This is a genomic window from Sphingomonas sp. GW821-FHT10F11, assembly GCF_058809095.1.
In genome coordinates, this window is the sequence record NZ_JBXASH010000004.1 from 248,304 (window position 1) to 261,755 (window position 13,452).

A 13,452-nucleotide genomic window follows, 5' to 3' on the forward strand; every position below is an offset into this window, starting at 1 on the left:
CCGATACGGTCCTATGCCAGCAGCCACACCAGTGCCGCGCCGCCAATGATGATTCGGTACCAGGCAAAGGGCGCGAAACCATGCTTGCCGACAAAGGCGACGAACCAGCGGATCACCAGCAAGGCGACGATGAACGAGACGACGAAGCCGATCGCGATCGCGGTCAGGTGCGCATCGCCCAGGTCGTGCCGACCCTTGTAGAGCGCGAGCGTGGTTGCCCCGAGCATGGTCGGCACGGCGAGGAAGAAGCTGTATTCGGCGGCCGTCTCCCGATCGACGCCGAGCAGCAGCGCGCCCATGATCGTCGCGCCGGAACGGCTGATCCCGGGGATCATCGACACGCACTGGATGACGCCGATGCCGAGCGCGGTGCGCCAGGTCATCGCCTCGACCGACTCGGCGGTCACGTGTTTCGACAGCCGCTCGATGGCCAGGATCAGCACGCCGCCGACGATCAGCGCGATGCACACCACGATCGGCGCGATCACCGGCGCCTCGAGCACCGCCTTGATCGCGCCATAGGCGATGGCGCCCACCACGGCGGACGGCAGGAAGCCGAGCAGCACGTTGCGGGTGAAATGGATCGCCGCCTGATCGCGCTTCAACAGGCCGCGCAGCACGCCCATGAAGCGGCCCCAGAACAGCACCACGACCGCCAGGATCGCGCCGAGCTGGATCACGATGTCGAAGGTCGCATCGGCCTGGGGCAGGCCGAACAACCGCCCGGCGAGGATGAGGTGCCCGGTCGAGGAGACGGGGAGGAATTCGGTCACCCCCTCGACGATGCCGAGCAGGATGATGATGATCAGGTCCACGCGTATTCCCCCTTTTGCGGCGGCCTGCCGCGACTGATTACCCGGCCATAGTCAGGTCACGCGGCGGCACGCGTTCCGAACCGTCCATGACGGCGATACTGTACGAGCCAGCCCGGCGCGACCGCGTCCATCGGCGTCGGCGACACGCCGAACGCGGCGAGGCCGTCGGCGCCGGTTGCCACGACATTGTCCCGTTGCAGCATCTGCCACTGGTCGCGCGTGATTGGCGCGCCGGGCAGGAAACCAGCCATCGCGATCAGCCCGCCGACGAAATCCGGAATCTCGACGATCGACGGCTCGCGCCCGATCGCGCCCGCGATCCAGCGAATCAGCGCGCCCATCGTCAGCACGTCCGGGCCGCCCAGCTCGAAGGTCCTGCCCTGCGCGCGCTCATCGCCGAGCGCCTTGGCCACAGCCTGCGCGACATCGGCGACATAGACCGGCTGGAACTTCACGCCCGCGCGCAGCACCGGCACCACCGGCAATGCGATCATGCCGGCGAATCGATTCACGAACTGGTCCTCGCGCCCGAACATCAGCGAGGGCCGCAGGATCGTCGCTGCCGGGAAAGCCGCGCGCACCGCCGCCTCGCCCTCTTCCTTGGAGCGGCCATAGGCCGAAGGGCTCTCGGGGTCGGCGCCGATCGCTGAGATATGCACGAGCGCCGGCACGCCCGCCGCAGCCGCGGCTTCGGCAACCGCGCGCGCGCCATCGACATGCACCGCCTGGAAATTGCCCTTGAGTATGCCCGCCAGGTTCACCACCGCATCTGCGCCCTGCACCGCCCGCGCCACGCTGTCGGACTTGCACACGTCGACCGCGACGAACTGGGTCTGGCCGAGGCCGCCCAGCGGCTTCAGGAACAGCGCCTCGCGCGGATCGCGCTGAGCGATTCGCAGGCGTGCGCCGGCCGCGAGCAATTCCTGCGCGACATAGCGGCCGAGAAAACCACCGCCACCGATCAGCGTAACCAGCCTGTTCTTCATGCCTCAGTGCCTTGCCATGCGTGAGCCGCCCCCATGCCGCGCGACACCCGTGTTGACAAGCCGCACAAGCGTCCCCTAAGGCCCGCGCCCTACCCCGTGCCCAGATGGCGGAATTGGTAGACGCACCAGCTTCAGGTGCTGGCGGTCGCAAGGCCGTGGAGGTTCGAGTCCTCTTCTGGGCACCACTTTCCCATCCATGGACGTCCGCCAACGTCCCGCAAGTGGCTCGGAAACAAGCTCTTTTCTTGCTATCTCGTCCGACGTGGTTCGGGCCGATCCGCCAGCAGGTACCATCGGTTTGTGGTACTTTTTGGTCATCGATCTGCCCGTTTTTTGGACGGAGATACCATCATGTCCCTGACCGCCCTAGCAGTCACGAATGCCAAGCCGAAGGCCAAGCCCTACAAGCTCACCGATGAGCGCGCCCTCCACCTGCTGGTGATGCCCAACGGGGCCAAATACTGGCGGATGCACTACCGCCATCTCGGCAAGCAGAAGACCCTCGCACTGGGTGTCTGGCCGGAGGTTACGCTCGCCGAGGCCCGCGAGAAGCGCGACGCCGCGCGGAAGCAGGTCAAGAGCGGCCTTGATCCGCTCGCCGAGAAGAAACTGGCCCGGATCTGTTCACAGGTCGATTCCAGCATCACCTTCAAGGCAATCGCCGAGGAGTGGCTACTCAAGTGCGAACGGGAAGGCCGGGCGGAGCGCACGCTGGATAAGGTTCGCTGGCTGCTCGGAAAGGCCTACCCGGTGATCGGGAACCGCCCTCTCAACCAGATCGACGTGCAGGAGGTTCTGGTCACACTTCGCAAGCTCGAGGCGACCGGCCGATATGAAAGCGCGAGGCGCATGCGTAGCGTCATCAGCCGGGTCTTCCGGTACGGTATCGCTACTGCGCGCGCCCAGCGCGACGTGGCAGCGGACCTTCGCGGTGCGCTCGTCGTGCCTAAGACGAAGCACTATGCCGCGATCACGAAACCCAAGGAGGCCGGCGAGCTTCTGCGCGCGATCGAGGAATATTCTGGACAGGCAATCACGAAGTTTGCGCTCCGGATGACGCCTCATGTGTTCGTCCGTCCGGGTGAGCTTCGTCGAGCCGAATGGGCCGAATTCGATTTTGACAGGAACGTGTGGTCGATCCCGGCGGAGAAGATGAAGATGCGTTGGCCGTGACATGCGCGAGCCAAGGCGCGAGCCGATGCCCGGCATAGTTGCGCATCGCACGCTGCTCGGTCGCGGTGCCGAGCGCATCGGAGACCCTCTTGGCCGTCCGCTCATCGTTCGTCGCGAAGCAAATGCGGACGTGGCAATTGTCGAGGATCGAATTGTGGTCGCCGTACGCCTTCTCGATCTGGTTCAAGGACTGGGCGATGAGGAAGGCCCGCACGCCGTATCCGGCCATGAAGGCGAGGCTGGTCTCGAAGAAGTCGAGCCGTCCCAGCGCCGGAAACTCGTCGAGCATCATCAGCAGCTTGTGGCGATGCCCGGCGCCCTCGGCGTGAAGATGCTCGGTTGCCGGCGACCGATCTGGTTGAGCACGAGGCGGATCAGCGGCTTGGTCCGCGAAATGTCAGACGGCGGCACGACCAGATAGAGCGAAACCGGCTGCTTACCCTCGACTAGGTCGGCGATCCGCCAGTCGCACCGCGATGTGACGTCTGCAACGGTCGGGTCGCGATAGAGGCCAAGGAACGACATCGCGGTCGACAGCACGCCCGAACGCTCGTTTTCCGATTTGTTGAGCACTTCGCGCGCCGCCGACGCCACGACCGGATGCACCGTCGGCGCGTCCGGCGTGCCGAGATGGTTGGTGGTCATCATCCGCTTGAGCGTGGCGGTGAACGCGCGCTGCGGATCGGAGAGGAAGGTGGCGACACGCGCGAGCGTCTTCTCTTCCTCGGCATAGAGGATGTGAAGAATGGCGCCGACCAGCAGTGAGTGGCTGGTCTTTTCCCAATGGTTGCGGCGCTCGAGCGCACCCTCAGGGTCGACCAGAATATCGGCGATATTCTGGACGTCGCGGACCTCGTGCGCGCCGCGCCGCACCTCGAGCAGCGGGTTGTAGCGCGCCGATCGGGCGTCGGTCGGGTCGAACAGCAGGCAATGCGAAAAATGTGATCGCCAGCCCGCGGTCAGCTGCCAGTTCTCCCCCTTGATGTCGTGGACGACCGTCGAGCCGGTCCAGCCGAGCAGTGTGGGCACGACCAGGCCGACGCCTTTGCCCGAGCGCGTAGGTGCGAAGGCCATGACATGCTCTGGGCCGTCGTGGCACAGATACCGCCCTTCGTGGCTTCCAAGGAACGCGCCAGAATCGTCGAGGAGACCCGCCCGTGCTATATCGCGCTGCGATACCCAGCGCGCGGAGCCGTAGGTGGTGAGATTGCGCTGCTGGCGAGCACGCCAGAGCGACCCGGCGACGGCCGCTGCGCAGGCGACGAAGCCGCTCGCGCCGGCAATGCCGCCGGCTTTGTCGAAGACATGGGGTGCGTAGGCGTCGTACGAATACCGCCATCCGAACAGCGCCCAGGGGCGATAGACCGGCAACCCATCGAGGTTGAACCAGGGCGTGCCCAGCTCGGGCTGCTAGGCGAGCTCCGCCGCAGCCCACTGCGTCGCGAACCAGATCCCGCCCAGCACGATCGCGAACACGATCAATATCTGGCCGATGAGGAGCTTGGTAGGGGTCAAAGTTGCTCTCCACCGCGCAAGGGAGAGCGCGGTATTGAGCTAGGATTTCACGTGCGCTGGTTGGGTGGCACTAACCTATCATCGCCACGCGCCGCCACTGGGAGACATCTCTTCGCGCGCTACCGAAAGGCGTCCCCACTCAATCAATTTGCCCCTAGCGCAACCCCTTGATCACCTGCGATGCCGCTGGACGCGGTGCTGCTCGCCGCCTTCGCAGAGCTTGCCCCTCGTTTGAGCGTCATCTGCACTTGCAGGAAAGCGAACACGACTTGCGACAAGACAACGTGCATCACAACGGCGCCACCGGAAAGCGCTTCCGCTAGCTCGGGCGGAGCGCCTCCAACGCCTCTGATAATCATCCCCGAGAAAATTACGGTGCACCCAACTCCCACAAGGGTGGGAATGTCTATGAAAAACGCGTTGCCGTAGAAGAAGTCAAACTCCGCCTCTCGCTCCCCACCCGCATTCGCATCGTGCAACCGCATGAGCAGGACGTCTATGACCAGAAACAACAGGAACATCACGACAATGAAGCCGTCGCTCCACGTGAAGGATGACGCCATGACCTGATGATTGTACCCGGAGTATATATTGAATATCCAGACGGTGTTTATCGGCACGCCCAGGTACGCTAGATATAATAATATCTCGGCGTGATTCTTCCCCGCTCTGCCGGACCTAACGACCTTCATTACGGCAGGAATATACCCAACAAAACTCAAGAGTGGCAGGAGAGCTGCACACATCGTCACAATCCGGAGAAGCGCATAGAACGGGGCGAAGTCCGGGCACACCACTTGAGACGAGTGACTGCAGGCGGCAACGTCTTTTCTCGGCCAGGTATGGACGTCGATCAGCGACAGGCCTGATCCCTGCGCGTTGACTAATATTATGAATATCAAGCCGGCGGCAACAACCGGCAATAAGTTCAAGGCAATCTTGCCCGGCCCGACCTTGGCGCTGCCCTTAACGGCCGGCGCCTTCGCTGCTTCCTCCCCCGTCATAGCCCCTCCCCAGCTTTTCGTTCTATTAGCTCTACTAATTTAGTCAGATGTTCCTCACCAGTTCTAAAATTGGTCATGCAAACACGCATTCCAACTCGCCCATTAATGGACACCTCATCAAGAAACGCGTGTCCCTGTTGGACAATCGCACTTCGCAATCGAGAGTTGAACGCATTCGTCCGATCTAAACCCTGCTTCGGCATCAAACGGCGAAAACAGACCGCGGTCCCGTCCACTGGCCCTAACAGTTCAAATGTGCCTCGTTTGGCGAGCATTTTCTCTAGATGACGTGCCAGGGCAAGGAGGCGCCTGATCTCCACCCGAAACGCTTCGATCCCGTACCTTTTGATGATCAACCACACCTTGAGGGCCCGCATGGGCCTGCCGAGTTCGATGCCCAAGTTCGAAAAGTTGACGAGATCTCCCGCCAATACTGGTTCAAGATATTCACCGTCTGCGCCACCAAAACAGTCGCCGAGGTGACCTTGGCGGCGCACTATCAGCGCGCCGCAGCCAAACGGCGTAAACAGCAGCTTGTGCGGATCGATAATAGCAGAGTCGGCGAGTTGGATGCTTTTCAGGTCACGATTACTCGGGCGGACAAGCCTTAAGAACCCACCGTAAGCAGCGTCGACATGCAGCCAAGTTCCATACCTGTTCGCAATGTCCCGCATCTCGCGAATGGGATCGACAGCACAACACATGCGTGTCCCAGCGTTAGCGACAATCATGAATGGCTCGGTATCGTTACGTCGCAGGTCTTCCTCGATCGTCTCCCGGAGGTCGTCGCAGATGATACGGTGGTTGTCATCGACCGGGAGACGGACGACGTTTTCGGCCCCAATGCCGAGCAAAATAGCAGCCTTGTCGATGGAGTGGTGGGTCTCCACAGAGCAATAAATCCGAAGTCGGGTGCCGCTTGAGGCAGAGCCTACGCGATGGAATGCGTCTCCCAGCTTCCATCGCCGCGCAACGGCTATTGCCATCAAGTTGGCCGTTGATCCCCCACTCGTGAGAATTCCCCCGGTACCGGGGCTAAAGCCAAGGATCTGTGACAGCCATGAAACGACTGCCATTTCCAACGCGGTACCGAGAGGCGAAAGTGTCGCAAATGAAACGTTCTGGTTTACGATCGCCGCTAGCGCGTCTCCGAGAGCGCCAATATTGGACGAGGGCGGGGTCACATAGCCCAGAAAAGCCGGATGCGCGGTCCTAACCGCAAGGCCATTGAGCAGGGCAGCCGCCTCTCTCAGAAGTGCGGCCGTGTCCTGCCCTTTGCGAGGAAGTCGCGCCTCGACCAAGCGCGATAGCTCCTCCTCGACATGACTCGGAGTTAAAGGCAGGCTCTCGTCTTCGCCTCTATAAGACTTCCAAAAATTGATGAGAAAATCGCCAATAATATCAAGGTCAGCGACTTCCGCTTCTGCGATGCTGTTTTCATTACTCATGTCATCTTCCTAAGAACAGGATTCTCACTCGGATGACAGGGTAATCTCAAGTGGGGCATCTCTGCGCACGAACCGCACAACCACGTACAATATGGCGCCAAACGCGATAACCGCCATCGTCCATTCCAAGCTCGGTCGACCCAGGATAGGGTCTTGCCAATTCGCGATTATTATCCCCGTCAGCGCAATGACCCCGACAATCGGCAGCAAAGGGAATAATGGCGCGCGAAACGCGTCCGGAGAAGTTCGACCCGAGACGCGCGCGATTATGTTCACAACGCAGAGGAGTAGGTAGATTGCGATCAACCCTGTTCCCGTTAGCACGAGCAGAAAGTTCAATGGCACCAAGCACGCAAGAGCGGACATCGCTCCAACGATCGCAGTAGCAACCCAAGGAGTGCCATGAGAGGCGCTAATCCGGGAAAGTCGCAAGCCGATCGAGCGGCCCCAAAAGCCATCTCTAGCGGTGCTGAACAGGAAACGGCCAGTCATCAGAATGTTGACGATGCACGCATTCAAAACTGCGATGACGATGCCTGCGGCGATTAGATTGGTGGCTTGAGCACCTCCAAACTTCGTTACCATGTCTAGAAATGGAGAAGGCGATGCCAGCGTCTCTTTCAAATCTCCTGATGAAAGCAGGAGCAACACGGTAGGTAAAATCTCCAACGTCAAAGTGAGTAAGAGAGATAGAATCACAATGGTCGCGATGCTGCGCTTAACATCCCGAATCTCTTCCGTAAGGTAGATTGCCTGCTCGTACCCGTTGAAAGCAAAGGCAGCAGTCGCGGTCGCAACCATGATCATTACGATACTTGTCACTTGTAGCGAGCTGCCGATGTGATCAAAAAATACCGGCTTAAGCAGCACATTGACGTCTTGAGATAGATTGGACCCTGCAAGCCACACAACGATACCAATACAAACGATCTCAATGAGCAAAAATAGTCCGGTCACCCAAGAATTAAGCCTGATATTTAGGACTCCAAAGAGAGTGGCGAACACAATTATCGTAATCGCGGTCACGGTCGGATGGACATTAGGTAGGATTATCTTAAAATAATCTCCCGCTCCCGAAGCCAATACAGCAGAAATTAAAGTCATTACCGACGCATTGAGCACCAATGTCACATAAGCCGGTGGCAGCCCTACCACCTTCGCTACGATGACATATTCGCCGCCGGCACTTGGGTAATTAGAGGCCAACTCGCCGTAGACGAGCGCAATCACCACACCGATGCACGCAGCGATAAGCAAGCAGGTGACGACGCCTGTGCCAGCTTGGTTGATCACGCCGGGGATAATAATGAATACAGATGATGCTGGAGTAATGGCCGACACCGTCAGCAGTACCGCTCCAAGAATTGCGATATTTCTCCGCAGGCTCGCAGGCGTAGACGGCACGTCAGTCATGAGCCTTCCCCCCAATAGTTTCTTTACCATGAGTATCGTGGGAACAGCGTCCCTGGCAAGAGAGTCAAAGACACATCTAAACTACTGATCTAACGAGCATAATGCAAATTACCGGCATTTACAGGTCACCTTGCGCGGCACAGTTGATTCGTACGCGCCATCGATCCGCGGTGCCCGAGGCTTCGACCTCTTCAACGATCGCCCCAGGCGGCGAGCGAGCGAACGGCGTTATGTTAGAGGCGGCTTGCTCCATCGGACTCACTCGATCTGCGGCCCAGCCAGCGCGCGCCCGAAGCGCCAAGATATCCCGTCCGTTCGCATCACTCCACCGACTGGCTTGTGGAGTTGTCTTTCCAGAGTGGCCTGCCACGGGACGAGCGTGAATTCCCGGCTTTTCTCAACCAACACGAACCGTCCGCTCGCCAGGTCGACGCGTTGCCGCAGGGTGCCTACGATCGCGTCTCCCGGCCGCGCTTCGACAAAGGACTTGCGCAACTCATCTGAAAGCCCCTCCGCCACCCGCAGCAATTCCCGCCGCTGAAGAACGGCGAGCGTATTCGCGCGAAGCCCCACGCGATCCCCCGTACCGTCCGCAAGATCCTGCTCGACCAGCCACTGGCGACGAACGCCAAGCGCGTCGCGCACCTCGCGCCCAAACCCGCTATCACGCAACGGAACCGGCTGCGTGGACGCCAATTCTCGATCCAGCCAGGTCGCGCCATCGAAACGGCCGAGCCGCTCGATCGGCAGCATGGACAGCGTTTCGACCTGCACCGGCCGATCACGCGCCTGCCGGGCCTCGTACCGCGCAACTTGGGAAAGATGGTCCGCTGCGATAGACCAAGTGCCATCGGGCGCACGATCGAGATCGCCGCCCCCGCGCCGGATTGCCTCGAGCCGGCGGACATGGGTCTCGGCGAACGCCTCGCTGGCCGTGCGGTCCTGCCGAAGATGCAGATCGACCGAGTAGCGCGCGCCGTTCGCCGCCGCGACTTCTACGACGGTCCGATCGACGTCCCGAATCTTCGGCAATCGTGCCGTGACCTGCACGATCGAGCCCTCCGCCAGCGGTTCATGCTGATCGCCGCGGCCGATATCGACATAGTGCGCGCGACCGTCGGTCCCGTCGATGAGCAGGTAGTGCCGGTCGCGATGCTCGTCGGCCAGCCCGCGCCCGACGACCCGCCCGACGATCGTCGCGTGCGCATCGGTTGGAACGAAGACCGATCGATCGCTGCCATCTCTCGCCAAGTTTCGGGCGGCGAGCTCACGCTGCATCGTGCGAATGATGTCCCCGCGTTCGCCGACCCGTCGAAGCGTGTCTACGCAATCGATCATGTGCTGCCACGATCGTTCGTGGCTCACGATTTGCTCTGGAATCTCGTACCAACCAGCCTGAAAACCAATCGCAGCAAGGGTGAGGCCCTTCCCGCCGAAACGCTCCTGTCCGAGGTCGCCAATTATCACTTCGCACTCGTCACGGTGGTACCGCCCCAATCCTCAGAGATTGAGGATTACGTCGCAGTGTTTGGCCTCGCTGAGAGCGAACTCCGCGAATTGTCCCGGGATGCCTTTGTCGAACGCTATCTCCGGATCATCACCCCTCTTTGGCAGGTAGCTACGGCCCAGGGGTTTCGGTCGGATTGGCGACCAAGCTGATCTCCACGGGACGCTGATCGGACAACGGGCTAGTTGCGGAGGATTCGGCAAGTAAACGCTACCAGATTATGCGGGATCGTGCTGGACTTGATGGAGAATATGGCTATGTGTTCTATCATCTGACACGATACGCGGAAGTAAGCTATCGGGACTCGAACCCCTGTGCGGGATGCGGTAGTGGGTATTTTTAAGGGTACATTTTACCGGCATAGAATGACTTGTCTTTTTGGGTCAGATCGATGCCGGCAATTATAGAGTACTCTTCTGCACCATTTTCTTCCGCGAACCGTCGCGGAAGTCGAGATTGCGCTTTCTCGTGCGTTGCGCCCGGAATCGCCCTAGTCAGTCGAGCCCCAGCAATGGGCGGAAGGACTGGGGAGGAGGCAGGCGGGAAATCGTGACCGGTACGTCGGTGACGGCCCAATCCCGGTTCACCACCATCGAGACGAAGGCGGCAAAATCGAACCGGCCCGCCCGCCTGGAGAGGATATTCCTGACGACACGGAAGGGCGTGTCCCCTTCCGCGAACAAGGCCTCCACTTCTTCGGCCGCTGCCTGGTCATAGGGATGACTGGCGAGATCGGCGAGCGTGTGGCCGGAGGAATCGACCAGGAGATAGCCGATGCCGCGCGGCTGCAGATGCCCGATCGCAGCCAGCCCTTTCTCGAGTGTCCGCTGGCGGAACATGTTGAAGACCGGCTTCACCTCGACCACCACGAGCCTGCCCTCCCGGTCCCAGACCACGGCATCCGGATAATAGAGCCTGTCCCGCCCTCCCGCCGCGTAGGGGATGGCGAGCGGCTGCTCCTGATACCAGCGCACCTCCTCCGACCGCTCGAGCCAGGTGAAGACCCGCAGCTCCATGCCCGATTCACACGCGACGATCCGGTCCAGCTTGTCGCTGCGCAGGGGAATGGCCTCTCCGCTGCTTCCCTCCGCGGGCGAGCGTTTCAGTCCGACCATGTCTTCGGGAAGCGCGTCGAAGCGGGCGAAGGGGCCGCGCAGGGTCGCCTTCGCCGCCGCATCCGCCCAACGATCGAGCCGCCAATGACCGAGCAGCTCGGGGTCCCGGCACGCGTCCATCGCCGCTTGTTCGGCCGTGCGGCGTAGCGACCTGATCTGGCCGGTCGCGCCTGATGCCATCATCAGCATCAAGGTCAGCTGCCTGGCTGCCATGACATTGCTGTTGATCAACCGGACGACCGCACGAGCAGCCTCGGGCGGATCGGTCCAGTCGGCGTCAGCCGACAGATCGGCCAGGACGGTACGCAACCGGGCAGCGCTGGCGATCCGGCGCGGCAGCGCTGCGTTGATGCTCCTGAAGGCCCGATTGCGCCGTTGCCGTATCCGCTCGCGCGTTCGATCCAGCTCCCTGCCGAGCTGAGCGAGCGTCACGCGCTCGCCATCTCCTTCCAGCCCGAGCAGCCGGATCGCGACGAATCTGTCCACAAGATTGGAGACGCAGGCTCTTACCAGCCCGGCCAGGGCCTCGCGCAGACGGTCGGGCAGGGGATCTCCGGCCTGCTCCGCATCGTCCGGCGCCCTGGGCACGTCAATCGTCGCCATCAGGAGCGCATCGACACGGTCATAGTCCCGTGCCACGGCGGCGACGCTACGCCGGTCGAGCGGTCCCAGCTCCGCCTGCTGCCTGAGATCGAGCAGCGCCGCGACAAGCCGGTCAATGCTCATCGAAAGCTGCGTTTCCGGCCGTCGCTGCTCCATGGGGGCCGGCTCGGAAACGGATGGCGGGGCTTCCGTTCGAGCAAGCCCCAGCCGTTCCAGCCTTGCCCTGATGGCACCGACGCCCCGTTCATGGTGCGCGGCCAGATCCTCATTGGAAACGCCGCGCCTGAACGCCGCCTCCAGGTCCTGGTCTTCCGCCGGCGCCCAAGGCTGTCCATGACGCCGCTTCATATCCAGATCCATCCATTCGCCATGGCGATCAACCGAAGCCGACTGGATACAAGGTGCCTCCTAAGCAGAAGCGATCTGAACGATCGCGTCGATCTCCACCGCGACGCCGAGCGGGAGCACCGGCACGCCCACCGCGCTGCGGGCATGGCGGCCGGGCTCGCCGAACAGCGCGAACAGCAGGTCCGATGCGCCATTCGCCACTTTGGCCTGGTCGGTGAAACCGGCCGAGGAGTTGACGAACACGCCTAGCTTCAGGATCCGCTCGACCCGGTGAAGACCGCCCAGCGCCGCCTTCATCTGCGCGACGATCATCAGGGCACAACGCTGCGCCGCCTCCTGCCCGAACGCCAGGTCGACATCCTCGCCGAGCCTGCCGGTCATCAGCGCGCCGTCCTTGAACGGCAACTGCCCGGACACATAGAGCACGCCGTCCGATTCGACCGCGGGCACATAGGAAGCGACCGGCGCGGCGGGCGCGGGAAGGGTGAGGCCAAGCTCCGCCAGCTTGCGGTCGATTCGATCGGTCATGTGCAGCGCCTCTTCGATGCTGAAGTGTCGCCCTCGCGGATGCAGGAAAGACGCCTTCGCCACAAGCCGGGAGCGTCGGAGATCAGCCGGCGGGCAGCCCCGCGGCGAACCGCGCCGCGATCCAGGCCTCGGCCTCGCGCCAATCGTCGATCCTGACATGAGCGGCGGGTGCCATGGGCACGTTCGGCGCCAGCGCGGGTTCGGAGATCATGTGCAGCCGGTGAACCTGCGGCGCATGCTTTGCGACCGAATCGTGATGCACGCCCAGATCGTCGACGAACACGGTGACCGGATCGCCATGCTCGGCGACCAGCCGCGCGACCGGCCCGCCCTTGCCGCCCTGGTTGCATTCGACCCGGTGCTCGATGCCGAACCTCGCCAGCTGCTCGATGCGTGGCTGGCGGCACAGCTCGCCCAGATTGGTCAGGATGACGATGTCAGCGGTTTCGGACAGCCTGGCCAGCGCCTCACGGGCATGCGGCACCAGCGTCTGGCGGTCCATCTCGGCCGGGAAGAACTGGTCGAGCATGCCCCACATCTCCTCGCGGCTCGGCGCGGGGGTGCCGTCGCGGCGCTTCATGCTCGTGGAGAAATCGCCGCCATTCGGAGTGAACTCGATATCGTGAGTCTCGCCCAGCCACACGCCGAAATGGCGGACCATGTGGAGCAGCACTTCGTCGCAATCGCAGATCAGCAAGGGCTTCATTCGGACTCCAGGGCGCGGCGGGCGGCGACGAGCGCTTCGGGCTTTACCTGGAGGTCCGCGGCGCAGGCGACAAGGTCGGGCTCATAGGCTTCGAGGAAAATGAGCGTCGCGGCCAACACCGCCGGATCGGTCGCCCGGGCGCGCAGTTCGGTGGGGTCGAGCCCGGTCGTGTCGAGGAGACGCTCAGCGCGCGCGGGTTCGCCCAAGGTCCAGACGAGCGCCTGCAGCGCAAGCGCCGCGGCATCGTGATTTGTCTCTGGCGCGCGCATTGCCTATCAGCGATCCGGAACT

The 13,452-nt window shown here is 62.1% G+C and carries 12 protein-coding genes, 1 tRNA gene and 1 pseudogene; 3 read left to right on the plus strand and 11 right to left on the minus strand.

The features are described 5' to 3' along the window. Window positions 1-11 precede the first annotated feature (11 nt). Together AC1RT8_RS14410 and AC1RT8_RS14415 are read right to left on the minus strand one after the other, a co-directional pair. Window positions 12-821 carry an undecaprenyl-diphosphate phosphatase gene (locus AC1RT8_RS14410; protein ID WP_493076531.1) on the minus strand — a complete coding sequence of 270 codons (810 nt, stop codon included), beginning with the start codon at window positions 819-821 and terminating at the stop codon, window positions 12-14. A 50-nt stretch (window positions 822-871) separates the two neighbouring features. Continuing rightward, entirely contained in the window at window positions 872-1,801 is a 930-nt protein-coding gene (locus AC1RT8_RS14415; protein ID WP_493076346.1) for a complex I NDUFA9 subunit family protein, read from the minus strand. 98 nt (window positions 1,802-1,899) lie between these two features. Here AC1RT8_RS14415 and AC1RT8_RS14420 point away from each other — a divergent pair. Continuing rightward, window positions 1,900-1,986, plus strand: a tRNA-Leu gene (locus AC1RT8_RS14420). A 166-nt stretch (window positions 1,987-2,152) separates the two neighbouring features. Continuing rightward, window positions 2,153-2,974, plus strand: a complete 822-nt coding sequence (locus AC1RT8_RS14425) for a tyrosine-type recombinase/integrase (RefSeq protein WP_493076347.1) — start codon at window positions 2,153-2,155, stop codon at window positions 2,972-2,974. Here AC1RT8_RS14425 and traG read toward each other — a convergent pair. The 5 genes and pseudogenes from traG to AC1RT8_RS14450 all read right to left on the minus strand — a co-directional run. Next, window positions 2,949-4,489 (minus strand): annotated as a pseudogene (traG, locus tag AC1RT8_RS14430) (IncP-type conjugal transfer protein TraG); the annotation flags it as partial. The gene AC1RT8_RS14425 and the pseudogene traG sit on opposite strands and share 26 nt — an antisense overlap. A gap of 143 nt (window positions 4,490-4,632) precedes the next feature. Next, a complete protein-coding gene (locus AC1RT8_RS14435) occupies window positions 4,633-5,493 on the minus strand; it encodes a hypothetical protein (protein ID WP_493076348.1) in 861 nt (286 codons plus the stop codon). Further along, entirely contained in the window at window positions 5,490-6,941 is a 1,452-nt protein-coding gene (locus tag AC1RT8_RS14440) for a pyridoxal phosphate-dependent decarboxylase family protein (RefSeq protein ID WP_493076349.1), read from the minus strand. Before AC1RT8_RS14440 ends, AC1RT8_RS14435 begins: the two co-directional genes overlap by 4 nt. 24 nt (window positions 6,942-6,965) lie before the next feature. Continuing rightward, entirely contained in the window at window positions 6,966-8,354 is a 1,389-nt protein-coding gene (locus AC1RT8_RS14445; RefSeq protein ID WP_493076350.1) for an APC family permease, read from the minus strand. 258 nt (window positions 8,355-8,612) lie between these two features. After that, entirely contained in the window at window positions 8,613-9,821 is a 1,209-nt protein-coding gene (locus AC1RT8_RS14450; protein ID WP_493076351.1) for a DUF3363 domain-containing protein, read from the minus strand. On the opposite strand from AC1RT8_RS14450, the gene AC1RT8_RS14455 reads away from it, so the two are divergent. Next, on the plus strand, window positions 9,711-10,013 hold the full coding sequence (locus AC1RT8_RS14455) for a hypothetical protein (RefSeq protein WP_493076352.1): 303 nt from the start codon (window positions 9,711-9,713) through the stop codon (window positions 10,011-10,013). The two genes, AC1RT8_RS14450 and AC1RT8_RS14455, sit on opposite strands and share 111 nt — an antisense overlap. A 342-nt stretch (window positions 10,014-10,355) precedes the next feature. Here AC1RT8_RS14455 and AC1RT8_RS14460 read toward each other — a convergent pair whose 3' ends face one another. The 4 genes from AC1RT8_RS14460 to AC1RT8_RS14475 form a co-directional block, all read right to left on the minus strand. Next, the gene (locus AC1RT8_RS14460) at window positions 10,356-11,939 is read right to left on the minus strand and encodes a Tn7 transposase TnsA N-terminal domain-containing protein (RefSeq protein WP_493076353.1); all 1,584 of its coding nucleotides are present in this window, start codon (window positions 11,937-11,939) and stop codon (window positions 10,356-10,358) included. A gap of 48 nt (window positions 11,940-11,987) precedes the next feature. Then, window positions 11,988-12,455 carry a RidA family protein gene (locus AC1RT8_RS14465; protein ID WP_493076354.1) on the minus strand — a complete coding sequence of 156 codons (468 nt, stop codon included), beginning with the start codon at window positions 12,453-12,455 and terminating at the stop codon, window positions 11,988-11,990. 82 nt (window positions 12,456-12,537) lie between these two features. Beyond that, entirely contained in the window at window positions 12,538-13,161 is a 624-nt protein-coding gene (locus tag AC1RT8_RS14470) for an HAD family hydrolase (RefSeq protein WP_493076355.1), read from the minus strand. Continuing rightward, complete coding sequence (locus AC1RT8_RS14475) at window positions 13,158-13,430, minus strand: DUF3572 family protein (protein WP_493076356.1); 273 nt, start codon at window positions 13,428-13,430, stop codon at window positions 13,158-13,160. The genes AC1RT8_RS14470 and AC1RT8_RS14475 overlap by 4 nt, the downstream gene beginning before the upstream one ends. Window positions 13,431-13,452: the final 22 nt, after the last annotated feature.